Here is a 23,785-nt window from a genome sequence, read left to right as displayed (position 1 = left end):
GAATGAATGTGATCGGCCCGCAGGCCGGCCGTCTGCTAAGAGGTCACCATCAGGACGCGACGTCCTTCATGACCGTTGGCGAGTGATATTCCGGGACAAGCTCACGAAGGACCGCAAGAGCGCCACTGGACCCCCCGTGGCTCAAAAAGGCGCCAAGCCGGTCGAGGTTCGCAGACAAGCCGGCCCAGGCGAGCATGTTCTCCCGCGCCTGCATGATCCGCGAATGTGCGGTGGGGGCAGGATCGTCGCCGATCAGGAGCTCCTCATAGAGTTTCTCTCCGGGACGCAGGCCTACCTCGACAATCTCGATGTCGCCGTCAGGCGTTGCCTCATCTTTCACGGACAGTCCGGAAAGCCTGACCATCGTCTCGGCAAGGTCCAGAATGCGGACAGGCTGCCCCATGTCGAGCACGAACACTTCGCCGCCCAGGGCCATGCCACCCGCCTGAATGACCAGCAAAGCCGCTTCGGGAATTGTCATGAAATAACGAGTGACCTCCCGGTGCGTGATCGTCACCGGGCCGCCTGCAGCGATCTGCGCCTTGAAAAGGGGCACGACAGACCCACTCGACCCCAGCACATTGCCGAAGCGCACCATCGTGAAGAGCGTATTCTTCTGCTCTTGCGCCCGCGCCTGAAGAATGAGCTCGCAAACCCGCTTGGACGCGCCCATGACATTGGTCGGCCGGACAGCCTTGTCAGTGCTCACCAAAATGAAACGCTTGACCCCCACCGCTTCGGCGGCAAGCGCGCAATGCAGAGTGCTGAAGATGTTATTCCGCAGACCCGCGATCGGATTGCTCTCCACCAGGGGCACATGCTTGTAGGCAGCAGCGTGATAGACGCTTTCGGGCTGCCACCGGCGAAAGATGCGGAAAACAGAGTCCCGATCGGCGACATCGGCAAGCTCAGGCACGATTTCAACATCATGCCCCTCCTGCGAGGCCATTTGCCGCAGTTCGCGCTCGATCGCGTACAGGAAATATTCCGACTGCTCGACGAGGATCAGGCGCCGGGGATGCGAGCGGATGATCTGACGGCAAAGTTCGCTGCCGATGGATCCGCCCGCCCCCGTCACCAGCACATTTTTGCTCAGCAAGGAGCGCCCCATCAGCATCTCGTTGGGCGCAACCGGATCGCGGCCCAGCAGATCCTCGACCTGCACATCGCGAAGATCGCTTACCGTCACATGGCCGTCGATCAGTTGACCGATGCCGGGCAGCATCCTGACGCGGATCTTGCGCGTCTGCAGCGCCGTCACGATCTCACGGCGGCGGCCTCGCAGGGCACTTGGAATCGCGAGCAGGACTTCATCCACCTGCCGCTCCTCCAATATCCGATCCAGCAATGTCGAGTGCCAGACGGTAAAACCATCAAGCTGCTGCTCGCTCAGCCGGGGATCATCGTCGACATAGCCGACCAGGACCAGGTGCGGCTCCTGCCGCAAGCTGTTGGCGAGCTGTTGGCCGCCACGTCCCGCGCCATAGATCAAAAGCCGCCGGCGCCCTTCTCCATTCCCCCTTGCCATATGCAGAAGATCGCTGACGACAAAACGCATGCTCAAGCGGAGGAACAGCATGAGCAGGAAGAAGATCATGGGATGGAGAAGCGATGTCGTGCGCGGAACGCCCGAAACCTGCACCCATCCGAAAATGATCGTGAGCGGCGCCGACAATAGAGCGCAGGCATAGAACAGTCTGCCGGACGCTCTGGCACCGGAAAAGCGGATCAGATTACGATAGATACCCATCCGCCACGCCAGCGGCGCCCAGAAAAGCAGCGCTGTGCCAGCCAGTGTCAGCAGCACATTTACATCATCGGGCCATTCGCCCAATCGCAGGGCAAGCGCGATCCATGCCGCGCCGAAACAAAGCACCCCATCCAGACTGAAGACCAGCCATCGCCGAGCCGAGCGCGGCAGCGACGTAAGCGCTTCTAAAGCGTCAAGGATAGGATTGGCGATTTCTTTCGTCATTGCTTGGGCACCTCTGTCGATGTGCTTTCTTTGCGAAATGGATCGATGGTCAGCTCGAAGCCAGCGTCGCGGCTGAACGAAGGGCAGACACTGCGCACGTCATTCGACCGTGACCGATTTTGCGAGATTGCGCGGCTGATCCACGTCCGTGCCCTTGGTGACCGCCACATGATAGGCGAGGAGCTGGATCGGTACGCTGTACACCAGCGGTGCAATGAGCGGGTGAACCTTGGGCATGGTGATCGTCGCCAGGCAGCCGGCGCCAGCAGCCTCAATCCCGTCATAATCGCTGATCAGCACAACCTTACCGCCGCGCGCCTGGACTTCCTGCATATTGCTGACGGTCTTCTCGAAGAGAGGACCCGAAGGCGCGATCACAATGACCGGCACCTTTTCATCGATGAGCGCGATCGGGCCGTGCTTCATCTCGCCGGCCGCATAGCCCTCGGCATGGATGTAGCTGATTTCCTTGAGTTTGAGCGCGCCTTCGAGCGCGAGCGGATAATCGGTCCCGCGTCCCAGATAGAGAATGTCCCGCGCCGCCGCGATCTCGGCCGCAACGGTCTGGATGGTTTCCTCATAGGCGAGGGCAGCATTCAATGCCGCCGGCGCTTCAGCAAGATGCCTGACGACCCCTTGCTCATCCTCCTGCGTCATGCGGCCCTTGGCGCGGGCCAGATTGGCCGCGAGCGCTGCCAGTACGGCCAGCTGGCAGGTGAAGGCCTTGGTCGAAGCAACGCCTATTTCAGGACCCGCATGGGTTGGGAGCACCAGGTCCGCCTCGCGCGCCATGCTGCTCGTGGGGACGTTGACCACGACGGCGATCTTCTGCCCTTCTTCCCGGGCATGGCGCAATGCCGCCAGCGTATCGGCGGTTTCACCCGACTGGCTGATGAAAAGCGCCAGCCCGTCGGGCTCGATCACTGGCGCGCGGTAGCGGAATTCCGATGCCACATCGAGATCGACCGGAACATGCGCGAACTGCTCGAACCAGTATTTGGCGATCATTCCCGCGTAAAAGCTGGTGCCGCACGCCACGATCGTGACTCGCTTGATCCCGGACAGATCGAAGTCCGGGATTGGCAGCGTCAGCGTCTCGTCAATGCGGCGCAGATAGGACCGCAAAGTCTGCGCGACGACGATCGGCTGCTCGTAAATCTCCTTGATCATGAAATGGCGGTGGTTACCCTTGGACACCAGTTCGCCATCGACACCCGACAGGGTTACCGCACGTTCGACTGGCTCATTATCCTGGTCGAAGATCCGTACCTCTTCGCGCGTACAGACGACCCAGTCGCCCTCCTCCAGATAGACGACACGCTGGGTCAGCGACGCGAGCGCGAGCGCGTCGGAGCCAAGATAAGTCTCTCCCTCGCCAATGCCCACCACCAGCGGCGAACCCAGCCGGGCGCCGATCAGGAGGTCCGGGTGCTCCCGAAACAGGATCGCCAGCGCGAAGGCGCCGCGCAATTCAGGGAGAACTTCGCGGACCGCTTCGATGGGACCGCGCCCGGCCTCTACCTGTTCGCTGATCAGATGCGCGACGACTTCCGTATCGGTCTCGCTCGTGAACACCCGACCGCGCGCGGCAAGCATGTCGCGAAGCGGCTTGAAATTCTCGATGATACCATTGTGAACGACCGCGACCTCGGCGGTGGCATGCGGATGCGCGTTGTTCGTCGTCGGGCCGCCATGCGTCGCCCAGCGCGTATGCGCAATACCGATCGCGCCCTGCAACGGAGCGGCTTCAAGCTCTCCGGACAAATTGTTCAGCTTCCCCGATGCGCGGCGCCGCTCGATCCTGCCATTGTTCAAGGTGGCGATTCCAGCGGAATCATATCCCCGATATTCCAGCCGCTTGAGGCCGTCCAGCAGTCGGGCTGCCACATCATCATGGCCTATGATACCAACGATTCCACACATGAATATTCAGCCCCAATTTGCGAGTGCTTCTTATGCACAGCATCCAATCCGATGCAAGTTGCGATTCCTTTACGGTTATTTGCGAAAACTCGGGGCCCGACCCGGTTCGTAAACAGGCATGAGGACAGCAGGGTGCAGCCTCGCCATCGCAAGAAATCTATGCCGTTGGAGCAGCCCCAACGGCTTGCGCTTCTGCTATTCCCGGCCCCTCTCCCAAGGCCTCGGCCACAAAATGAAAGGGAATCTCAATGACGACCGATCAACTATCCGCACACGCAGAAATACGGCAGCTCAGCATGACATGCAGAGCCGGATGGGCGTCCTGTTGCTTCAGCAGCTCAAATAACGACCTGCTGATGGGTCGTCGCAACATGGTAATCGACCAGCGCCATTTCTGGCTGTCAGGCCGAAGCGAGAATTCCACACATCCTTTCAGTTGGGCCATCCTGGTGATGGCTTATGCGAGCCGATTGTTACAATGATAGGTAATCATGGAGGAATCGCAGCATTCATCCGTCCCCTTTGAAACATAGGCTGCGAATGCTTGTCAATTCTTCGGTTCCATACCGAACCGCTTCATAGTAGGAAGGCTCCATCCAATGACAGGGAGGTTCTCATGATTTTTCGGGATGGAGAATTTCGCCGGGCCACCAGCAACAAGCCGATGCTCTTCGACGGATGGGGATACGTCCCTGTCGAATCGACCTTTGGCGACCCAGCATGTCCGGAGCGGGCTGCGCCATCGAGCTCGGACGGTCCGGAAAACGAGAAGCAAGTTGCGCCTGAACGAATAAAACTCCACCAGGTCATGCGCTAGAGCATTTTCGAAGCAGATGGCATCATCTGCTGGCTCGCAAAATGCGGGCAAAAGACGAATAGAGCATGATCCAAGTCAGTCTTCCGAATCATACTGTAGGAAAGCGCCAGCCGGTTCTGATCAAGATCGGCTGACCAGATGAGCCCGGCCGATCTCTGCTTACTGGTCGTAATAAGATTGAGACACGGGTTGCTGTTTCGAAGTCTTTCGCGACCCCGGCCTTTCCTTACCCGAGTCGGCCCGCTCGGGTTTGCGCCGCGAGCGTGATTCGGCAAATCAGGCGGCATTCACCCCGAAAGACAGGCAAAAAAATGGCGGCTCGCGGCCGCCACTTTTCTTACAATTGCTTAGAGGTCAGTTGCTGTCCGAGTCGTCGTCATCGGCAACCACCACGACCGCGCCGACCGCCACGGCAGCAAGACCCACCAGGGCAATCACAGGAACGCCCTGCAGCTTGCTTGCCTTCTTGGCAGGAGTCGCGGCCTTGACCTGCGTCGCCTTGGCGACAGAAAGCGCGGAAGCAGAGTTCGCCATGGCCGGTGCAGCCACCAGAGACGACGCCACCAGGCCAGCAAGAAGAATGCGGATACGCATGTCGGTTGTCCCTTTGGAAGTTGAAATTTGTGCTTTGGTATCACTGGATTCGGCATTGTGCAAGTGCGTTACCCCATTGAATGCCATTCAAACGCTTCGAATGCTGGTGCGTTGCAAGCAATCACGAATTTTCTTGCAGGATCCATCGCTCGCTACCCTCAAACCCCATGGCGCTCAGCACGCCCGAGCGATAGGCGCCTGTGTCGAGCCCGATCCGGCCCGGCCGCTCGATAATGTCCTCAAAGATCGTATGGCCATGAACGATCACCATTCCCGGTATCAGAGGCCTGGCTTCGCGGAGAAAATCATCACGAATCCAGCGCAGGTCGCCTGGTTTCTGCTCTTCAAGCGGCACCCGCGGGCGAACGCCGGCATGGACGAAGACATAGTCGCCCTCGACAATCATATCCTCAAAACTCGCGAGGAAAGCGCGATGCGCGGGTGGAACCACCTTTTCGAGCATTGCGGCCAATTCGTCATAGTCCGCCGCCTCATAGGCATTCCTCGTTATGCCATAGCTCAGGATCGTTTGCGCGCCGCCCATCCGATCGAAAAACCGTAGCGCACCGCGGTCGCCACTCAGGGCTTTGAGAAAGACCTCCTCATGGTTCCCCAGCAGGAATCGCGTCTCGGGCCGCTCTGCCTGCAACGCAATCAGATGATCGATAACTTGCGCAGACTGCGGTCCACGATTGATAAGATCGCCCAGGAAGATCAGTTCGCCTCTGGGGCCGCTGCGCGCCGCCTCGTCGGCGCCTATTTGCGTGAGGAGGCCCCCAAGCAGATCAAGATGGCCATGAATGTCGCCGATGGCGTAAAGCCTGCGTCCTTCCGGAGCGCGCACGGCAGCAGGCGGGGTCTTTGCAAATCGGGAAAGCAGTCTTTCGAGCATCAGCGGATGCTGCACCTTGATGGTTCTTAAAGGACGAGATGACAGCAATGGGTAAAGTTGACAGGGTTGCAAGCGCAAAATGGTGGAAGCGGGAAGCATTCCGCCCCATGATCATGGCAATCGCGCTTGCCGTTCCTGGTCCACTTGCCTCGGCGGACGTGTCTCCACCATTCGAAGCCATTCGCGCGGTCGATGCGGAAATGGCGCGGCTTGGCCGACGGCTCGCCGTCGCCAACGCCAGCCTGTGCGACCGGCAGGAGCCCAGCCTGGGATTGATGCTGCATACGCCTGCACAATATGCGCGCGATGTCCGCGCGGCAGCCATCCGTCATTTCCGTTTCGATGGTCCCATCGGAATAGAGGCGGTCGTGGAGGGATCGCCGGCGGCCGCCGCAGGCATTCGCGCTGATGACACGTTGATGGCCGTGGGACCGGCGCGTTTCCCGCCTGCCGATCCTCAAGCCAGGGCGAACACCTCCGCACTGGCCGACGCCACGCGTCGCATCATGGCGCTCCCTGTCGATCGCCCGCTCACGCTTCACTTGCGTCGCGGCGGGCACGACCAGGAGCGTGTCGTCGTGCCGGAGCCCGCTTGCCGCACGCGCTTCGAGGTGGTGCTCGGCCCCGATTTCCTTGCCCAGGCGGATGGCGAAGTCGTGCAGATCGGCAGCCGCTTCTTTGCAGATTATCCCGATTGGGTCGTCGCGCCGATCGCCCATGAACTCGCGCATAATGTCCTGCGGCACCGCGAGCGGCTTGAGGCGAGAGGCGTGGACTATGGCCTGTTGTCAGGCATGGGCCGCAATGTCGGCTATTTCCGCCAGACCGAATTGGAAGCAGACATCCTCTCGGTCTCGCTCCTCGCCAATGCGGGATTCGATCCTGCTATCGCCGTCATCTTCTGGCGTGCATTCGGGCCCGCCCATGACGGGGGTATCCGCAGCCGCTCCCACCCGGCCTGGAAGGATCGCGTCAGGGTGATCGAACGCGCCATCGCAGATCTGGGGCCAGAGCGTCCGCATCGGCCCTCAATCCTGGCCGCGCGCAACAAGCCACTCGACGGCAACTGGCAGACCCTGCTGGACCATGGTCACTGAACCTCGATCGCGCGTTCGAACAATCGCGGCTTCCCGCAGGGACAATTCCTAACGCGCCATGAGGTGGATCCAAGGCCAATCCGGTAAAATCGGCCGAAGACTGGAAAACACCCTGCAAAGCAAAGGCGCCACGAACATTTTGGCCGAGGCGGCCAAATCCACAAGGAAATGACGTTTTTGCTACAAATCAGACATAATTCAGCAACGCATATGAGTCCGGGAGAGCGAGGAACATCGCTCATTCGGCCGTATGGACGTTGGCAGGACATCCTCGTCCCACGCGAAACAGTGAGGCATCCGCAACAATCAGATCGATTGTTCGCAGGCCGTGTCGGCGCTTTCGAAGCATTGGATGACTGAATGCTTGGACCCATGCGACAAATTCTTCGACATGTCCGGAACTCGCGGCTAGAATAGATCGACCCGATCCGCCTACCCCATAGGCCCCCTTCGTGATTGGGTCCCGTGCCGGCTCCGGTCCCCCCGACGGCACGGGGAATCCCGGCGCCGGCTGCTTTCAGCGGCACTTGGCGCCGGGATTGCGACCGGGTGCCGCGACGAAACACGGCCCATTACAGGCACGGACCGGCTTCAACCACGGGCCGAGAGGCTCGCGGCGAACTGCGTAACCATCACCAGCCGCGCTCCATCGACCTCCAATATCGGGTCAACCGCGCTGCAGGCTCGGGGCTCGGTCCATCAGCAGCAAGGGGGCGACGAGACGATCGTTGAGAGCGCCGAGCAAATTCGCCAGACAAGCGAGAACGAAAGGACCGCCATTCTTTCGACGGTACATGTCGACTTTCGCCGTCGGAATTGACGGCTCCTGGCTTAGCTGCAGCCCATCCTGTTCGACGTAGCTGTTGGAGCTTTCCAACGCAGAGGCATTTTCCGTCTTCCATATGCGCTCCCGCTTCCTGACTATCAGCCCAGCCTCATGCGCACGCGAGATATTGGTACCCAGCCGCTTCGCTTCGGCGACCAGCGATATATCGAGCGGCACATTGGTTGGCTTGCGAGTCTGCCCTGCAGATTCACGTTCCTACTACCCGTCGCAGCCCCCTTCACGCGCATATCTATGCCCGTGAAGGGCCATCAGCCTGCGGCCTGGCATCGAACATCCGGGATCGAATCCTTTTCAGAACCTTGACGAATGGGACATGAAGTCCTGAAATAGCGCAATGGGCAAATATGACAGCTTGGGCGCTTTCCTCAAACGCTGGAATATCCGGTACGACGCGGAAGGCGTCGAACTGACCTTCGCGCAGATCGAAGGCATCATCAACGCGCTGCTGCCCAACGCTGCGGCAAAGCCGGGCTGGTGGCAGGTCGACGGCGCCTCCGGCCGTCTGGCTCCGCATCAGCGGGCGTGGGTCGATGCAGGGTTCGACGTAATCGCCGAACCGCATGCGGAGCGCGTCTATTTCAAGAAGCGACCAAAGTGATAGTACAGGGGCTTCCGCTTGATACTGTCTCGCCGGTTCGCGTTGCGGCCCCGCGTTTCAAGGACAACAATGGTTCCAAGAAGGGTGTTGAATTGAAGAAATCGGGTATTGGCGATATCATGCGCGGTCGCGACGACCTCCTCTTCTTTTCCAGCAGCCGCTATCGCACTCACCTGTCAAATCCCTGGCGCGGCGGACAACATGTTTTCAATAAGGCAGGCTAAATGATGTTTGCGTCTCTTCTTCTCATGGCCGCAGTAACGTCATCTGAAGCGATAGGCGCGTGGAAGGTCTCAGAGAATGCGGCCGTCATGACTGACAAACGCAAATCGGAAGGGACCGTCTATTCGAAGGACGGGAACGCGATCCTATCTTTCGCTTGCTCGGATTCGAACCGCGGTAGCGCGCCAGTCCGCTTCAGGCTTATAACCGATAAATTTCTCAGTGCTCCCAGCAGCCTTCAAGGACGCGGAAAGGGGAAATAATGTTCCAGATCGATGGAGAACCGGCGGAAACGCTTAGGTGGTATTATGGCAAGCATTCCGCCTTCACCCTGGGCATGTCCGCCGTCAATGAGTTTGGAGCCCTCCTGAACGGCGGCAAGGAGCTCCTTGCAACAGTCTCTACCTATCGCGGCCAACAAGTTCATTCGGTATTTGACATTTCCGGAGCGTCTAAAATGATTGACCGGGTCAAGCTACTGTGCCGACAGGATGCGTGATCGGGCCAATGACCCGCCTCAACGCCTGCGGTGCCGTTAGAGGCGGCGTCGGGAGCGGCTGTCCATCGGAGTGCCTGTGCAGCAGGTTCAAGATATGGGTCTTTGGTCGGAACATTCGCATCCAGCGCCATGGCCGGCCCAAAACGAATGGCGCCTGAATATCGATCAGCCGTAGCAGTGGTCGCTCGGTGATCTTTTTCCGCCCGCCACCTCTCTTAGATGCGAGCGCGCTGATGCCTCCTGGATCCGCGTGCCGAAAACGGCCAAATAGCGATCGCCGCCGTTTCATGGGGACCGCCGGCTAAGCGGTTGCAGACTGCCGCAATGCCCAAATCGGCGTCAGATCGTCGGTCGCGGACTGATAAGCCCCGGGATAGCGACTCAGCGCCGCCTCGACAGCAACCGGATCGAAGGGATTGTCAGGCTCGAAACCGTCGAACCCGCAGCGACGCATGAAAAACAGCAGATCGACCAATACGTCGCCGACCGCCCTGATCTCGCCGGTATAGCCCGCCTCCCGCAGGATGCATGCGCTCGAGAATCCGCGGCCATCGCGGAAGCGTGGGAAATCGATCTCCACAAGACGCACGCGATCCAGCACCGGCAACAGCATCCGGACGTCGTCGCCTGCCTCGAGAAGAACCGAGGTCGCATCCTTCTGATCGAGAAACGCATCCAGGGTGACGCCGGGCTTATCTGGAGCCGGATCGTCGCGAAAACGCAAGAGATCACCCATAGATCGCCTCCTTGAACGGGTCCATTCCTACCCGGCGGTAGCAATCAAGAAAGCGTTCGCCCGGCTCGCGGATCTGACGGTAGCGCTCGATGGTACGCTCGACCGCATCGACAATGCCGGTTTCGTCGAAACCCGGACCCGTAATCCTGGCCTGGGAGGCATCTTGCGCCCCCGACCCGCCCAGGAGCAGCTGATAATGTTCGGTCCCTTTGCGATCGACGCCCAATATGCCGATATGCGCCGCATGGTGATGGCCGCAGGCGTTGATGCAGCCCGAGATCTTGATCTTGAGTTCGCCCAGATCCAGCTGCCGGTCCAGCTCGGCAAAGCGATCCGCAATCTGCTGCGCGACGGGGATCGATCGCGCATTGGCCAAAGTGCAATAATCAAGGCCAGGACAAGCGATGATGTCCGTGACGAGGTCGAGATTGATGCCCGCCAATCCTGCCGCGTCGAGCGCTTTCCAGACGGCGTGAAGATCCTGCCTGCGCACATGGGCAGCACGAGATTCTGGACATGGGTAGAGCGCAGATCATCGAAGCTGTAGCGCTCGGCAAGATCGGCCACCACCTCCATCTGCTCCGCCGAGATGTCGCCGGCGATCCCGCCGACAGGCTTCAGGCTGATATTGACGATCGCATAACCGGGCGCCTTATGGGCCTCCACCTGCCGATCGCCCCACAAAGCGAAATCCGGATCGGAGCGATCGATCGCTTCGGCGAGACCCGTCTCGAACGGCGGCGGTTCGAAATGTGCGGCGATACGGTCATATTCGGCCTGCGGGAAATCCCGGCCCAGCGTCAGGAAATGCTCGAACTCGGCCTCAACCTGGCGGCGAAACTCATCCTCGCCGAGTTCATGCACGAGAATTTTCATGCGCTGCTTGTGGATGTTGTCGCGCCGCGCATGGCGATTCCACACGCGCAGGATCGACTGGATATAGGAGAAGATCTGGCCAGCCGGGCAAAAGGGGCGAATGAGAAAGGCAATAAAGGGTGTGCGGCCCATGCCGCCGCCGGCATAGACCTCGAAGCCTCGCTCGCCCTTCTCATTCTCGACGATGCGCAGGGCGCAGTCGTGCCAGCGCAAGGCCGCGCGATCCTCCTTTGCTGCGATCACCGCGATCTTGAACTTGCGCGGCAAATAGCTGAATTCCGGATGAAAGGTGGTCGCCTGGCGGATCAGTTCAGCCCATGGGCGCGGATCGCAGATTTCGTCGGGAGCAGCGCCAGCATAATGGTCGGCCGACAGATTGCGAATGCTCTCGCCGCTGGTCTGGATCGCGTGCATTTCGACCGTCGCCAGTTCCGCGAGGATATCGGGCGCCTCTGCGAGCTTTATCCAGTTATACTGGATGTTCTGCCGCGTTGTGAAATGCCCATATCCTCGGTCATAAGTACGCGCGATGTGCGCCAGCTTGCGCATCTGCCTGGAATTGAGCGTCCCGTAAGGAACCGCGACCCGCAGCATGTATGCGTGGAGCTGGAGGTACAGGCCGTTCTTGAGCCGGAGCGGTTTGAACTGGTCCTCGCTCAGATGGCCCTCGATCCGGCGGCGGGTCTGGTCGCGAAACTCCTCGACACGGGCATCAACCATGGCCTGGTCATAGTCATCATATTTGTACATCAAATCGGCCTTGCGTCTGGATCAGACAACAACATGGCCTCATCAATGTCCGATAAGAAAATGAATATTAATGCGGTTATCTATAACTTTCTTTATTGTATACTCCCTGTCGCCCAGGGATCCCTGGGCAATCAACATTCCGTCTTCCGTGCTGAAACGGCGCACATTTCGTAACTGAAACAAAAGGCATTGCACCAGCCGGCCAAGCGATTAACCTGGGTTTAAAATACAATCGGAGGAGGTGTCATGATACGGAAGCTGAGTGCAGAGTTTTTCGGCACATTCTGGCTGGTATTCGGCGGCTGCGGTTCTGCGGTGCTGGCAGCGGCCTATCCCGACCTTGGCATCGGCTTTGCAGGGGTCGCGCTGGCATTTGGCCTTACGGTTCTCACCATGGCCTATGCGGTCGGCGGGATCTCAGGTGGGCATTTCAACCCGGCGGTATCCCTTGGCCTTGCGGCCGCCGGCCGCTTCGCGTGGAAGGATCTGATCCCATATTGGATCTCTCAGGTCATTGGCGCAGTGGCCGCAGGTGCGGCGATCTATGCCATCGCGTCGGGCAAGGCGAACTTCGAGGCTGGCGCGTTCGCGTCGAACGGCTTTGGCGACCTGTCTCCCGGCGGATACTCGCTGCAGGCAGCTGTGCTCACCGAAATCATTCTGACGGCGGGGTTTCTGATCGTCATCCTCGGATCCACGTCGCGGGCCGTTCCCGGAGGTTTCGCGCCCCTGGCCATCGGCCTGGCGCTCACTCTCATCCACCTGGTCTCGATTCCGGTCACAAACACTTCAGTCAATCCCGCCCGCTCCACAGGCGTAGCGCTCTTTGCCCAGACAGACGCGCTCGGTCAGCTCTGGCTGTTCTGGCTTGCGCCACTGGCCGGCGGGATCATCGGCGCCCTGATCTGGCGCCTGCTTCTTGCACCCGAAGAATCCCTGGCGAACATCGGTGGCGACAGCGCAGATCATTGAGCACAAGGGCACAGACGATCTGCCTCTCGGCCTGGGATGACAGAGCCCATGCGAAACAATGCAAAGGAGTGTCCAGATGAGCCTGATAGACAGTATAATGAAGACCATTGCCGGTTCACCCGGCGATATTGCGAACCTCGCCAACTCGCTTGGGATCGATCCCAAAATGGCGGAAACAGCCATTCTGGCCCTGGCCAAGGCGCATCCCATGCAGGGGGACACGGTGGAACTTGCCTCGGCAAGCACGGGCGTGAACAGCGCGGTTCTTGGTCAAATCGTCAGCGCCATTGGCGGTGAGGGTTCGCTTGGAAATTTCGCAAGCATGCTCGATGCTGATGGCGACGGCAATCCGCTTGGCGACCTGGCGGGAATGGCAGGAAAACTCTTTGGTCAAAAATAGGCCATCCCCAGACCAGACGGCGTCATCCGCCATGCCGCATGCGGGCAGCGAAAGATAGGGGGCGCATAATCAGTATCGTCCTGATCTGAATGGGCCGTGAGACGGACAAACCATAGAATGGAGGCAATTTTGGCTCACTATTTTGAAATAAAGAAGAACAAGTCTGGCGAGTTCGTTGCATATTTCAAATATAATAATGAATCCATATTCTGGACCGAAGGATATTCTTCGAAAGCTTCCGCCAGGAATGCCATTGAATCGATCCTGAAAAACGGCCCCGCCGCAGAAATTCGAGAAGCCGAATAAATCGAGCCTTGTCTCTCCCCCATCGGGGACGTCAGCAGGAGGAACATCATGGGTTGGGTCATTGCACTGATCGTGGGCGGCATTGCCGGCTGGCTTGCCAGCATGATCATGAACCGCGACGCCTCGATGGGCATTTTCTGGAACATCGTCGTCGGTTGTGTCGGATCTGTCATCGGCAACCTGATCGCCGGCGTTATCGGCATCTCCGGGACGGTCAAAGAGTTCTCGATCACGGGCCTTGTCATTGCCGTGGTCGGCGCCATTGTCCTACTCGGCATCGTGAACCTGATTCAACGCGGTAAAGTGTGATAACCCCTTCAGACTTGAGCAGCACGCGTCGGGGCAACCGCCGTACTGGCTGAAACATGGATCGCTGCTTGCCTCAGCGGCAACCCATTGGGGAGGCGCCATTCCTTCATCGGTGCTTGCAAGTTTTCAGGTTCAGCGATGGCCAGCCCTTACGGATCGCTACCCAAGGCACCCATTCCCGCACCCCGGCACGGGGAGCGCTGGCATATCTTTCGATGATCGGCGCTGCGCAACCTGTGTATAGAGACCCACGATTCCAGGCATAGCGATCGTGGCCGCCAGGCCGAATGGCACGGCTTCATCGATCGGGCTGCAGGGAGCCGGATCGTGCTGGCAATGCCTGGGCAAGGAGGCGAATTTCGGCCCGAATGTAGCTTGCTGGCGATCCCGGGGGAAAGGCTCAGGTGGCCAGGGGAAATTTTGCCTGGCCCGCGGGGCGTTGTCTCGGCTGGTCTGGTGTCAGCCTCAGCAGGGGCTTGGTGGGATCGCTCGCCATTTACACATCCGGGCCGCACGCGCGACTTCCATGGCTCAAGGTCTCTTGCGAGCACACCATCGATACTGATCTCCCCAAACCCAATATCTGCCGGCGCTTCACGTTCTGACACAGGTCGGCGACCTCTGCTCTGTCATCATTCACCGGACCTGCCTCATACCGCGACGGTGAACGATATTCGTAGAAGCATTTTTCTGTGATAGGTATTCGCAGATCGTGAACGCTCTTCGCAACGCGGTCTAGATCAAGTCTCGCTTGAGCCTGCCCTTGCCCTGACCCGCGGCGCCTTCGCCCCTCCTGCCGGATTCGTGACAGCCCTCGTCACTTCCGAAAGTGTTCGACATGGGTCTCTGCGGTGCGCCCGAAATAGACGACGCGCCGACCCAGGAAAGAGACGAGGTATCCCGCACAGCCGGCCGCCTTCACCTTTTCGCAGAAGGCGACATAATTGTAGTCGGCAGGGTTTGCCTGCGCCCATCGCACCAGGCGCTCCACCTCGCTGGCATCGAAAGCAGCGGCGACCGGGTTGTCGGAGGGCGAAATGTCGAGCTCCAGACTATCTCCGTCAGGCAGATAGAATGTCTGCCTGTTGCGGCGATAGTCGATGGCGTACCCCTCGAAGCCGGCTGCAAGCAGTTTGCCGACGATCTCTGGAAAGCTCAGGCTTCCGTCGTGAGCAGCCTGCAGACAGGTTGCGGCAATAGACGTTCGTTCCGCGTCCATGGCGGATTCCTTTCCGGGTCATGTTGAATACGGCCGGAGGTCAGTCCACCGGGGTTGCCGTGAGACCGCGCCGTTCGGCGAGAGTTCGCAATATTTGGCCGAGCGTTTCGTGCTCATCCTCTGTCAGGACGCCGAAGAATTCGGCGTCGTTTTCATCGGCAAACGATGCCAGAACAGGAATCTTGGCTCGTCCCTCTCTTGTCAGGGAGAGGCTGTGAGCGCGCTTATCGTGTGGGCTTTCCGTCCGCTCGATCAGTCCTTTTGCCAGCAACCTATCTGCAAGCTTGCTGATCGCCCCCTTCGTCATGACCATCCTGTCGGCCAGAACCGATGGGGGCGTAGGATCTCTCTCGTAAAGCGCCCGCATGAAAGACCATTCCGCCACCGTGACGCCTTCGGTCTCGACCTTGCGGGCGAACCCTTGCGAAACGGCGTTGGACACCATGCGCATCCAGAACCCGGTATGATCAGGTAATTCGGAGACCGAAGGCATGAATCGCTCCATTTGTTGACTAGGAAACAACCACAATCATGTTTCCTAGTCAACAATATTTTAGAGCCGATACTTTCGGGCGCCACCCCTGTTCCGCTACCCTCAGGCCTGGAACGTAGCCCGCGCATAGTCTCGAGGTTATCGATTTCTGGAAGGCCGCGCGCTGACATTCTGACGAGGGTCGGTAGCATGCGCGGACTCAACGACGACGCATTCGGCCAAGGTGATCGAGCGTTTCGGTCCATAGCGCCTGCGTCAATTGAGCAGCGGGAAGCGGCCGGGCCATGCGAAAGGCTTCGCCAGCCCAAAGCGCCATGAAATCGGGGGATCCAGAAGGCTCCGAGGCTGCACGCAGGGGTGCGAGCGCGCCACCCGCCAGGGGAAAGGCGGGCACGTCGTTGACCATCGGGCTTTGTTCACGCATCAGGCGATTGATGATCCCTCGAGCCGGGCGGCCAGTGAACAGGTTAGTGATCGCGGTCTCGTCAGCCTGTGCGCTGCATAGCCGCTCGAGATGCACAGGCGACAGTTTCGCTTCGGGAGTGCGGAGAAAAGCCGTCCCGATCTGAACCGCCGACGCTCCCAGCGCCGCGGCGGCCACAATTCCACGCGCGTCAGCGATACCGCCCGCTGCAATGACCGGCACGGACACCGCGTCCGCTATCTGCGGTACGAGGGCCATGGTGCCGATCTGGCTGGAGACATCATCCGTCAGGAACATGCCGCGATGCCCGCCCGCCTCCGAGCCTTGGGCGATGATCGCGTCGCATCCCTGCGCCTCAAGCCATTCCGCCTCCCGAACGGTTGTCGCCGATGAAATGATCTTTGCGCCCGTCGCGCGCACGCGTTCGAGCATCGACGCCGCTGGCAGACCGAAATGGAAGCTGACCACCTGCGGGCGCCATTTCTCCACCATCTCGCAACCCTTTTCGTCAAAGGCTGCACGATGCGATGGTTTGACCTCAATGTCGGGATCGAGGCCGAGCGCCAGATAATAAGGCCTCAGCCGATCCCGCCATGCCGCCTCGCGCGCCGGATCAAGGGCTGCGGGAGCATGGCAAAAAAAGTTGAGATTGACCGGCTTGGAAGTCGCGGCGCGAATCCTGGCCAGCTCAACATCCACCTGCCCGCTGTCCAGCAGCGCGCATGGAAGCGAACCCAGCCCACCTTGCTGCGAAACGGCGATCACCATGTCGGCCATTACCGGCCCGGCCATTGGCGCCAGAATGATCGGAACGTCGATGCCGAACAATTTGGTGATCCGATTATCGGGCCAATGGGTCATATCTACCGTGCTCCTTCACGCCAGGAAAAGATCGGACGTCCTGCAAACGGGCTGATGGATCCTGCTCCTGACCCAGCCACCAGCCCGGGATCGACGAACGGGACGCCAAAAACCTTGAAAGCGGCACAAAGCTGACCGCAAACGTCGGGCACACCCGGCTTCGCTATCGGCAGTTCGGATCGCCCAGCCGTTCTGCAAGCTCGCACTGAGCCAGGAAGTCGCGCATCATGTAGATCACTGTCTCGCTATTTCCCAGGACGATTGGCGCTGGGTGGGTGGGCAGGTGCGCCCATATCAGCCCATCTTTCAGGCTGAACAGGACGGCATCGGCGAAAGGTCCAGTGCTTCTATGCATCGTTACGCTTGTTCCAGGACGGATTCCGGCACATGTTTGCGCGCTGGTTGGCCAATCACACCGTAGCTCTGGCGATACCCCATTATTCCGGCGCTTATATGATTTGTTCATTTACCTCGCAAGCCACGGGCGACCTAGACTATTTACCAGAATCGATCACCGCACTGGGCATTCGCCGCGGACGGTCAGATGAAGCGCGGGGCAGTCATTGCGCCATGGCGCATTCGACCTTTGTTGCTGCCGGGATGTCGGCGGAGCTACGATGGAAGCTCCAGCCCTTTTCCCAGGCGTCGCCGGTACAGCGAAGCGCGGACACGGCAGACTACACGCGACGTCGTGGGTCAGTCTAGACCTGGAAAAATGCCGCAGCCGTCAGCCCCTTCCATTATCCAGGACGGATCGCGCTCATCTCGCCGACGATGCGCTCCGCCAGCGCTTCGAACGGGACGGAATGACGCGGCGCCAGGCGGGACGCGGTTATCCCAAGCTCATCGGGCGATGACACAAATCCCGCGACCTTTCGGGCGAAGACGGCCTTGTTTGCACCGCATTCGGTTGGCACCGCAAGGACATTCTCTCCAAAGCTTCGCCGAATGCGGGCTATCGGACCAATATAATCAGCCTCCCGGTCCCCGCAAAGATTGACCACGAGCAGGCCGCCCGGTTTCAACCGATTGTAGCAGTCGTTGTAGAAGCGCTCGGAACAAAGCTGTGGCGACTGGCCGTCCCCATCGAAACCATCGACGAGAATGACGTCGGGCCGCGACCGGTCAATCTGGACATGATCGGCGCCATCGGCACAATATATGCTAAACCGGTGATCGTCGTCAGGAATCCCGAAGCGGGCCCTCAGACCAATCACGTCAGGATCGATCTCGACGGCAACAATCCGGCTGTCGGGCAGATAATGGTAGCAGTATTTTGCAAGGGATCCGCCACCAAGGCCGATCATCTCGATCGCGCCAGGTGCCTCATGGAAGAGGAGAAATGCCATCATCATCTGCGTATAGTCGAAGATCAGCCGAACCGGATCGCTGATCCGCATCCCGCTCTGGATAATGACGGAATTGAACAACAAGGTCCGCATATCCCCAAGGTCGAAGACCAGCGGCCCGTCGGCTCCGATCGGCGCCGCCAGCGCAATGTTGATCGGCGGAGGGAACTGTCCACATTCGTCACTGTCGGGTGCTGAATAAGGCGCATAGTCACCTTGCGCGCCGCTGTCATGGGAATCAGCGAAAAGGTCGAGGACGCGCACGACATCGTCGCTGTAGACGCCCAGCCGATCCCAATCGAATTCCTGATCGGAATGGTCAGGCACGCCATCGCTCGCAGCGGCTGGTCCACGGCAAAGGACCGACGTTCACGTAGCGCAGGCGCAGGCCATTGCCAGCCGTACGGGGATATGCGACCGACCCGGTCGCCAGCGTTGTCACGGCTGAAGAACTCAGTTCCCGACGCGCTCGATAACCAGGGCTATCCCCTGGCCACCGCCGATGCACATCGTGATCAGCCCATAGCGGCCCGCTACTCGCTCCAACTCATACATCGCCTTGATGGTGATGATCGCTCCGGTCGCGCCGATCGGGTGTCCAAGGCCGATACCACTGCCGTTGGGATTGACCTTGTCGGGCGGAAAATCGAGCAGCTTGGCCACGGCGCAGGCCTGGGCCGCGAAGGCTTCATTGGCTTCGATCACATCGATGTCAGCGAGCGTCAATCCAGCGCGGCGCAGCGCGATCGGCACGGCCTCAACCGGCCCAAGTCCCATGACCTCTGGCGCGACACCGGCATGTCCCCAGCCGACGATGCGCGCCATGGGCGTGAGGCCGCGACGCCGGGCTTCCGCCCCGGATGCCAACACGAGCGCCGCGCCGCCGTCATTCAGACCGCTGGCATTTCCCGCCGTCACGGTCCCCCGGTCCTTGCGGAAAACAGGGGCCAGGGCGGCAAGATCGGCAGCGCTTACCTCGGCACGAACATGCTCGTCGCGGCTGAACGATTTGACGGTTCCGCGTCCCTTGATCTCAACCGGCACGATCTGGCTCTCGAACCGGCCTTCGCTCTGCGCCCGCGCCGCGCGCCGATGGCTCTCAATCGCCAACGCGTCCTGCATCTCGCGTGTGATATCATATCTCTCCGCGATATTCTCGGCAGTAACCCCCATATGCCCCGCGCCGAAAGGATCGGTCAGTGCCGCCGTCATCGCGTCGACCATCGCTTCATCGCCCATGCGCCGCCCCCAGCGCAGGCCTTTGACGACATGAGGCGACTGGCTCATGCTCTCCACGCCACCGGCAACGACAATCTCGCACTCCGAAAGAGCGATCATCTGCGCGGCTGAAATAACGGCCTGTACGCTCGATCCGCACAGGCGATTGAGTGTGAGAGCCGGCGTCCGGTCCGGGATGCCCGCTGCCATGGCGGCCACCCGCGAGACATACATGTCGGCAGGTTCACTTTGAATGACCTGACCAAGCACGACGTGCTGAACATCATGAGGCTGAATGGCCGCACGCCTGATCGCCGCATCTATGACAATACGTCCCAGTTCCGCAGGAGCGACGCCTTTGAGGCTTCCGCCAAAATCGCCGATCGCGGTGCGTGCTCCAGATAGAATGACGATGTCCTGCAAAATCCCGCCCCTTCCCGATTTGCCAGCGCCGCGCCGAAGCAGCGCCGCAATAAGTCATGCCAAGAATGATGTCTAAAACATCATGTTTAATCCTTAGCATTTCACAAGGCATGTGTATAGGCATGACAGCCATCGCACGGGAGCCGCCAGCAGAGCCTGGATGGTGTGCTCCCAGCCGCTCCCGCTTACGCGAGCGAACAATGATCGAAATGGAGCTGGTCGTTTCAGGCTTGGCGGCATTTGCCGCCGACGGACCAACGATCAACGTGCTGCTGCAGCATGACGGGGCTGCCCAGCGGTGCGAGGCGATGGCGCAAGTAGCCCCAATAACGCAGAGCTGCCGCAGGGTGCTCTGCATGTAACCCAGCGTTGAAGGCGCGGCGTGTCTACGCTCCAGCTTCGAACGACCCTGAGGGGCGCAACACCTGGAACCCCTCCGGCGATGGACGCCAGTCCTCGACCATTTGGGCGGACGCCTTTCCACTCAATGGATTAGATCCGACGACCGTTGGCCAGGCACTGCCTGGGCGGCGGCGCCTGGCCTCGAGGCGCCCTATTGTCTGCGGATTACCCGGTTCGTTGGCCTGGCTCGAGAAATCAAGGGCGCGGAGCCCCTTTCTTAATAGCCAGTGTCGTTACCGTAGGTGAAACGCCGAAGCTGGCCCGAACGTTCGTTGTTCATCCGCGCCTCGCAGCGGAGACGAGTGGACTCCCGCTCAGCTGGATCGAGTGATGCCTGCGCTGCCTCAACCTTGCAATCGGCCGTTTTCTTCTTGATCCACGCGCGCTGGAGAGAGAGGATCTGGTCACGCTGGTCGGACGGGATGGAGCCCCAGATGGCGTTGATCGTCTGGGTCGAGAGGTCGAACTCTGCCTTCGCCTCGCCCAAAGTGGCCTGCTTCTGCTCGGTAAGCGCCGCCTGTTCCTGCTGCTCGGCCAGTTGCGTCTGCTGTTGCTCTTGCTGGTGCGATTGCTGCACCATCTTGTAGCCAAGGTGGCCGCCCAGGATTGCGCTCACGAACGTCGGCGCCGCATCGGCATTCTCCAGTTCGGAATAGACTTTCTCGCCATCGTCCGTCGGCTGGACATTGAAATCGATGTCCATCGTGAATGCATTGGCCTCGCGCTCGGCGCCGCTGTTGTCCGCAAGCTCGGACACCTTGTTGACCCCCTGCAATTCGCGGGTTTTGTCGGCGTCCGTGATCATCGCGTCGGGGAAGACGATCTTCAGCTTCCCCGTGCAGAATTTCTTCGTGCTGTTCGGATCTTCCTTCGAGGTCCGTACATCCTCGATCAGGAATTTGATCTGGTCGAGCGCCGCGCGGATTTTCGACTTCGAGATAACCGCACCATAGGCTTCCTGGCTACCAGCAAAGATGGTCTTCTCGACCTCGTCCTTGATGATCGAGATGGTAGTGTCCTGCCCTGCTGCCGATGAACAGCTCAGTTTTTCGCCGAATGGGCTTCCCACATTACCGCAGCCGGCCAAGCATGCGCTGGCAAGCAAAAGCCCAACAACCGAACGAACCATCATTACCCCCGTTTTTTTGAAGACGCCCCTGCCTAATCTCGTGACGGTTATGAAATTATGTAGATCGGTTCGATGCTCAGTCCCGTGCTGGATTTGACGGTCCAGCGATAGCCGGCGCAGAAGGGATCCGTACCCCCCAGCGGCCTGTCCTCCGATGTGGCGTCTGAGGGGATCGATCAGCCTGTCGGGCATGGTGCGGGATGGCCCCGGCCAGCGCTCACTGCGGATGAATGGTGATCAGCCAAAGGTCCGGCGGCGCCAGCATCCTGATGGGCAAACGGCTGGTGCCAACCCCGCCCGACACCACCATGGTCCGGGCGCCCTCACGATAGATGCCGCAGGCATAGCGCGTACCGTACCGGGACGGCACGTTGACGATGCCGAGGAATGGGAAGGCGACCTGCCCGCAATGCGTGTGTCCAACCAGGGCAAGCATGGGCTGATCCGGCAGCTGGGGAAAAACATCTGGCCCGTGCGACAAAACGACGCGAACCCCGCCCAGGGCCTGCATCTGCTCGAGCGTGCCGGGGATATCCGGTCTGCCGGTATAAATATCGCGCAGCCCTCCTAGTGCGAGCGGACCGCGGCGCACGGCCTGATTGTCAAGCAGACGGATGCCGATCGCGGCGAACAGGTCATGCCATTGACGCCGGTCAATGCGCGAATGGCTCGGGCTGTCGTGATTGCCCAATACCGCCACCACCCCCAGCCTTGCCCGCAAACGGGCAAATGGCGCGATGCTTGCAGCGGGCCCATAGGCGCCGCCGCCCTTCGCGTCCGCTATATAATCACCACCAAGCACGACGAGATCGGGCTTGAGCGCATTCACCTGATCCACGATGCGCGCCATGCGCTCGGGACTATTTTCAGGCCCCACATGCGTATCGGTCATGAGCGCGAGCGTTATCGGCTGACGATGCGCGTCCTTCGGAAAGGGCAGGGCGATCTCCAGATGACGGACGACCGGCATCGCCCGGGCGTTGCCGACCAGCCGAAGGATCACCCCTCCCATCATGGCGAAGAGCAGCAACAGCGCCCCCATCAAGCGCCAGCTGAAGGGCTGTGCCATTATCCGGCCGCTTTTCGCGCCTGCGACTTTTCCCGGAATTGTTCAGCCCAGCCCGGCTTTTCTTCCTGAAGTGGACGGACGAGGCAAAGGGCATCGGCGGCCACATCCTGCGTCACGACGCTCCCCGCCGCGACGATGGCTCCATTTCCGATACGCACCGGCGCCACCAGGGCGCTGTTAGACCCGATGAAGGCGCCCGCGCCAATTTCGGTCCGGTGTTTGCGGAAGCCATCATAATTGCAGGTTATGGTGCCTGCACCGACATTGGCGCCCTCGCCTATCTGCGTGTCCCCGATATAGGACAGGTGGTTTACCTTGGCGCCTTCGCCGAGCCCAGCCTGCTTGATCTCGACGAAATTGCCGACCTTGGCCTTGCTGCCGATCGCCGCGCCGGGTCTTAGCCGGGCATAGGGGCCGACCTGTGCGCCCTTGCCGATGGTGGCGCCTTCGATGTGCGAGAAAGCATGGATGGTCACGTCCTCCGCAATCGTGACCCCAGGTCCGAAAACCACGTTCGGTTCCACCACGACATCCCGGCCGAGCACTGTGTCGTAGCTGAAGAATATTGTTTCGGGCGCGATCAGCGTAGCCCCGTCCCGCATGGCTTCAGCACGGCGGCGGTCCTGCCACAAAGCCTCGACCCCGGCCAGTTCCACCCGGCTGTTAACGCCAGCGACTTCCCAGGCCTCCGCCTCGATCACGGCACTTGGCGCGCCAGGCAGCATGACGATGTCGGGGAGATAATATTCGCCCGCAGCATTATCATTACCGATCCTGTCGAGCAGCCCAAACAGGTCGGCCGACCGAACGGCCATCAACCCCGAATTGCAAAGCGTCACCGCGCGTTCGGCAGCATCGGCGTCCTTATATTCCACCATTTTTTCAATGACGCCATCACCATCGGCTATGATCCGTCCATAGGCCGCAGCATCCGCTGGCCGGAAACCGAGCACAACCGCTCGCGGCTGGTCCTCCCGGTTGAGGCGCTCGAGCATGGCCGCCAGCGTCTCCGGCCGAACCAGCGGAACATCACCATAGAGAATGAGAATGTCGCCCGCAAAGCCGCCAAGCGCATCCCGCGCCTGCGCTACCGCGTGACCGGTCCCAAACTGCTCTTCCTGAACCACGATTCTCGCGTCCGTCTCGGCTATCGCTCTTTGGACCTGCTCGCGTCCCGCGCCGACCACGACGATCCGCCGCTCAGGCTGGAGCTCCCCGACGCTGGCAAGCAGATGCAGCAGCATGGGACGGCCGGCGACAGTGTGCAGCACCTTGTGCCGGGCCGACTTCATGCGCGTGCCCTGCCCTGCGGCAAGAATGATGACGGCAAGTGGGCGAATGAGGGTCACGATTGATCGCATCCTTTTGGAAAGGGACCAGGAATC

Annotated in this window: 21 protein-coding genes and 2 pseudogenes; 7 read left to right on the top strand and 16 right to left on the bottom strand. The window is 60.2% G+C overall.

Going from position 1 to position 23,785, the window contains the following annotated elements:
• Positions 1-49: 49 nt before the first annotated feature.
• The 4 genes from IZV00_RS19765 to IZV00_RS19750 form a co-directional block, all read right to left on the bottom strand.
• The gene (locus IZV00_RS19765; protein WP_196227569.1) at positions 50-1,975 is read right to left on the bottom strand and encodes a polysaccharide biosynthesis protein; all 1,926 of its coding nucleotides are present in this window, start codon (positions 1,973-1,975) and stop codon (positions 50-52) included.
• A gap of 99 nt (positions 1,976-2,074) precedes the next feature.
• A complete protein-coding gene (gene glmS / locus IZV00_RS19760; RefSeq protein WP_196227568.1) occupies positions 2,075-3,898 on the bottom strand; it encodes a glutamine--fructose-6-phosphate transaminase (isomerizing) in 1,824 nt (607 codons plus the stop codon).
• 1,171 nt (positions 3,899-5,069) lie between these two features.
• Complete coding sequence (locus tag IZV00_RS19755; protein WP_230463503.1) at positions 5,070-5,396, bottom strand: hypothetical protein; 327 nt, start codon at positions 5,394-5,396, stop codon at positions 5,070-5,072.
• Positions 5,397-5,430: 34 nt separating this feature from the next.
• On the bottom strand, positions 5,431-6,201 hold the full coding sequence (locus IZV00_RS19750; protein ID WP_196227567.1) for a metallophosphoesterase family protein: 771 nt from the start codon (positions 6,199-6,201) through the stop codon (positions 5,431-5,433).
• Positions 6,202-6,248: 47 nt separating this feature from the next.
• Here IZV00_RS19750 and IZV00_RS19745 point away from each other — a divergent pair, with 47 nt between their 5' ends.
• The gene (locus IZV00_RS19745) at positions 6,249-7,298 is read left to right on the top strand and encodes a M48 family metallopeptidase (protein WP_196227566.1); all 1,050 of its coding nucleotides are present in this window, start codon (positions 6,249-6,251) and stop codon (positions 7,296-7,298) included.
• Between the two features lie 667 nt (positions 7,299-7,965).
• Here the strand turns inward: IZV00_RS19745 and IZV00_RS21440 are convergent.
• Positions 7,966-8,304, bottom strand: a pseudogene (locus tag IZV00_RS21440) (type II toxin-antitoxin system CcdA family antitoxin); the annotation flags it as partial.
• A gap of 175 nt (positions 8,305-8,479) precedes the next feature.
• On the opposite strand from IZV00_RS21440, the gene IZV00_RS19735 reads away from it, so the two are divergent.
• Positions 8,480-8,743 carry a DUF7662 domain-containing protein gene (locus IZV00_RS19735; RefSeq protein ID WP_196227565.1) on the top strand — a complete coding sequence of 88 codons (264 nt, stop codon included), beginning with the start codon at positions 8,480-8,482 and terminating at the stop codon, positions 8,741-8,743.
• Between the two features lie 484 nt (positions 8,744-9,227).
• A complete protein-coding gene (locus tag IZV00_RS19730; protein WP_196227564.1) occupies positions 9,228-9,464 on the top strand; it encodes a hypothetical protein in 237 nt (78 codons plus the stop codon).
• Positions 9,465-9,765: 301 nt separating this feature from the next.
• Here the strand turns inward: IZV00_RS19730 and IZV00_RS19725 are convergent, their stop codons facing one another.
• Together IZV00_RS19725 and IZV00_RS19720 are read right to left on the bottom strand one after the other, a co-directional pair.
• Positions 9,766-10,200, bottom strand: a complete 435-nt coding sequence (locus IZV00_RS19725) for a DUF934 domain-containing protein (protein WP_196227563.1) — start codon at positions 10,198-10,200, stop codon at positions 9,766-9,768.
• Positions 10,193-11,826 (bottom strand): annotated as a pseudogene (locus IZV00_RS19720) (nitrite/sulfite reductase). Before IZV00_RS19720 ends, IZV00_RS19725 begins: the two are co-directional and overlap by 8 nt.
• 246 nt (positions 11,827-12,072) lie before the next feature.
• On the opposite strand from IZV00_RS19720, the gene aqpZ reads away from it, so the two are divergent.
• The 4 genes from aqpZ (at position 12,073) to IZV00_RS19700 (ending at position 13,813) form a co-directional block, all read left to right on the top strand.
• Entirely contained in the window at positions 12,073-12,798 is a 726-nt protein-coding gene (gene aqpZ / locus IZV00_RS19715; protein ID WP_196227562.1) for an aquaporin Z, read from the top strand.
• A gap of 76 nt (positions 12,799-12,874) precedes the next feature.
• Entirely contained in the window at positions 12,875-13,198 is a 324-nt protein-coding gene (locus tag IZV00_RS19710) for a hypothetical protein (protein WP_196227561.1), read from the top strand.
• Between the two features lie 129 nt (positions 13,199-13,327).
• A complete protein-coding gene (locus IZV00_RS19705; RefSeq protein WP_196227714.1) occupies positions 13,328-13,504 on the top strand; it encodes a YegP family protein in 177 nt (58 codons plus the stop codon).
• A 48-nt stretch (positions 13,505-13,552) separates the two neighbouring features.
• Complete coding sequence (locus IZV00_RS19700; RefSeq protein WP_196227560.1) at positions 13,553-13,813, top strand: GlsB/YeaQ/YmgE family stress response membrane protein; 261 nt, start codon at positions 13,553-13,555, stop codon at positions 13,811-13,813.
• Positions 13,814-14,630: 817 nt separating this feature from the next.
• Here the strand turns inward: IZV00_RS19700 and IZV00_RS19695 are convergent.
• The 9 genes from IZV00_RS19695 to glmU all read right to left on the bottom strand — a co-directional run bounded on the left by IZV00_RS19695 (position 14,631) and on the right by glmU (position 23,692).
• A complete protein-coding gene (locus IZV00_RS19695; protein WP_196227559.1) occupies positions 14,631-15,032 on the bottom strand; it encodes a DUF1398 domain-containing protein in 402 nt (133 codons plus the stop codon).
• 40 nt (positions 15,033-15,072) lie between these two features.
• Entirely contained in the window at positions 15,073-15,537 is a 465-nt protein-coding gene (locus IZV00_RS19690) for a MarR family winged helix-turn-helix transcriptional regulator (RefSeq protein WP_230463502.1), read from the bottom strand.
• 187 nt (positions 15,538-15,724) lie between these two features.
• Positions 15,725-16,810, bottom strand: coding sequence for an NAD(P)H-dependent flavin oxidoreductase (locus IZV00_RS19685; RefSeq protein ID WP_196227558.1), 1,086 nt, complete (start codon positions 16,808-16,810; stop codon positions 15,725-15,727).
• 163 nt (positions 16,811-16,973) lie between these two features.
• Positions 16,974-17,165, bottom strand: coding sequence for a hypothetical protein (locus IZV00_RS19680; protein ID WP_196227557.1), 192 nt, complete (start codon positions 17,163-17,165; stop codon positions 16,974-16,976).
• Between the two features lie 385 nt (positions 17,166-17,550).
• Entirely contained in the window at positions 17,551-18,486 is a 936-nt protein-coding gene (locus IZV00_RS19675; protein WP_196227556.1) for a spermidine synthase, read from the bottom strand.
• A 126-nt stretch (positions 18,487-18,612) separates the two neighbouring features.
• Complete coding sequence (gene bktB / locus IZV00_RS19670) at positions 18,613-19,800, bottom strand: beta-ketothiolase BktB (RefSeq protein ID WP_196227555.1); 1,188 nt, start codon at positions 19,798-19,800, stop codon at positions 18,613-18,615.
• Between the two features lie 619 nt (positions 19,801-20,419).
• On the bottom strand, positions 20,420-21,523 hold the full coding sequence (locus IZV00_RS19665) for a DUF1311 domain-containing protein (protein WP_196227554.1): 1,104 nt from the start codon (positions 21,521-21,523) through the stop codon (positions 20,420-20,422).
• A gap of 25 nt (positions 21,524-21,548) precedes the next feature.
• Positions 21,549-22,400, bottom strand: coding sequence for a metallophosphoesterase (locus IZV00_RS19660; protein WP_443020088.1), 852 nt, complete (start codon positions 22,398-22,400; stop codon positions 21,549-21,551).
• Positions 22,400-23,692 (bottom strand): bifunctional UDP-N-acetylglucosamine diphosphorylase/glucosamine-1-phosphate N-acetyltransferase GlmU, encoded by a 1,293-nt coding sequence (glmU, locus tag IZV00_RS19655; RefSeq protein WP_329604534.1) that lies wholly within the window; start codon positions 23,690-23,692, stop codon positions 22,400-22,402. The genes IZV00_RS19660 and glmU overlap by 1 nt, the downstream gene beginning before the upstream one ends.
• Between the last annotated feature and the right edge of the window lie 93 nt (positions 23,693-23,785).

It is taken from the genome of Sphingobium sp. Cam5-1, assembly GCF_015693305.1.
Lineage (GTDB): Bacteria > Pseudomonadota > Alphaproteobacteria > Sphingomonadales > Sphingomonadaceae > Sphingobium.
The sequence above is the reverse complement of the archived record's forward strand: the minus strand, read 5'-3'. Positions and strand labels throughout refer to the sequence as shown.

What these genes read in the sequence shown, in the direction of transcription:
- IZV00_RS19765 (WP_196227569.1), bottom strand. Translation starts at nt 1,975, where the DNA reads ATGACGAAAGAAATCGCCAATCCTATCCTTGACGCTTTAGAAGCGCTT.
- glmS (WP_196227568.1), bottom strand. Translation starts at nt 3,898, where the DNA reads ATGTGTGGAATCGTTGGTATCATAGGCCATGATGATGTGGCAGCCCGA.
- IZV00_RS19755 (WP_230463503.1), bottom strand. Translation starts at nt 5,396, where the DNA reads ATGGCATTCAATGGGGTAACGCACTTGCACAATGCCGAATCCAGTGAT.
- IZV00_RS19750 (WP_196227567.1), bottom strand. Translation starts at nt 6,201, where the DNA reads ATGCTCGAAAGACTGCTTTCCCGATTTGCAAAGACCCCGCCTGCTGCC.
- IZV00_RS19745 (WP_196227566.1), top strand. Translation starts at nt 6,249, where the DNA reads ATGGGTAAAGTTGACAGGGTTGCAAGCGCAAAATGGTGGAAGCGGGAA.
- IZV00_RS19735 (WP_196227565.1), top strand. Translation starts at nt 8,480, where the DNA reads ATGGGCAAATATGACAGCTTGGGCGCTTTCCTCAAACGCTGGAATATC.
- IZV00_RS19730 (WP_196227564.1), top strand. Translation starts at nt 9,228, where the DNA reads ATGTTCCAGATCGATGGAGAACCGGCGGAAACGCTTAGGTGGTATTAT.
- IZV00_RS19725 (WP_196227563.1), bottom strand. Translation starts at nt 10,200, where the DNA reads ATGGGTGATCTCTTGCGTTTTCGCGACGATCCGGCTCCAGATAAGCCC.
- aqpZ (WP_196227562.1), top strand. Translation starts at nt 12,073, where the DNA reads ATGATACGGAAGCTGAGTGCAGAGTTTTTCGGCACATTCTGGCTGGTA.
- IZV00_RS19710 (WP_196227561.1), top strand. Translation starts at nt 12,875, where the DNA reads ATGAGCCTGATAGACAGTATAATGAAGACCATTGCCGGTTCACCCGGC.
- IZV00_RS19700 (WP_196227560.1), top strand. Translation starts at nt 13,553, where the DNA reads ATGGGTTGGGTCATTGCACTGATCGTGGGCGGCATTGCCGGCTGGCTT.
- IZV00_RS19695 (WP_196227559.1), bottom strand. Translation starts at nt 15,032, where the DNA reads ATGGACGCGGAACGAACGTCTATTGCCGCAACCTGTCTGCAGGCTGCT.
- IZV00_RS19690 (WP_230463502.1), bottom strand. Translation starts at nt 15,537, where the DNA reads ATGGAGCGATTCATGCCTTCGGTCTCCGAATTACCTGATCATACCGGG.
- IZV00_RS19685 (WP_196227558.1), bottom strand. Translation starts at nt 16,810, where the DNA reads ATGACCCATTGGCCCGATAATCGGATCACCAAATTGTTCGGCATCGAC.
- IZV00_RS19680 (WP_196227557.1), bottom strand. Translation starts at nt 17,165, where the DNA reads ATGCATAGAAGCACTGGACCTTTCGCCGATGCCGTCCTGTTCAGCCTG.
- IZV00_RS19665 (WP_196227554.1), bottom strand. Translation starts at nt 21,523, where the DNA reads ATGCCCGACAGGCTGATCGATCCCCTCAGACGCCACATCGGAGGACAG.
- IZV00_RS19660 (WP_443020088.1), bottom strand. Translation starts at nt 22,400, where the DNA reads ATGGCACAGCCCTTCAGCTGGCGCTTGATGGGGGCGCTGTTGCTGCTC.
- glmU (WP_329604534.1), bottom strand. Translation starts at nt 23,692, where the DNA reads ATGAAGTCGGCCCGGCACAAGGTGCTGCACACTGTCGCCGGCCGTCCC.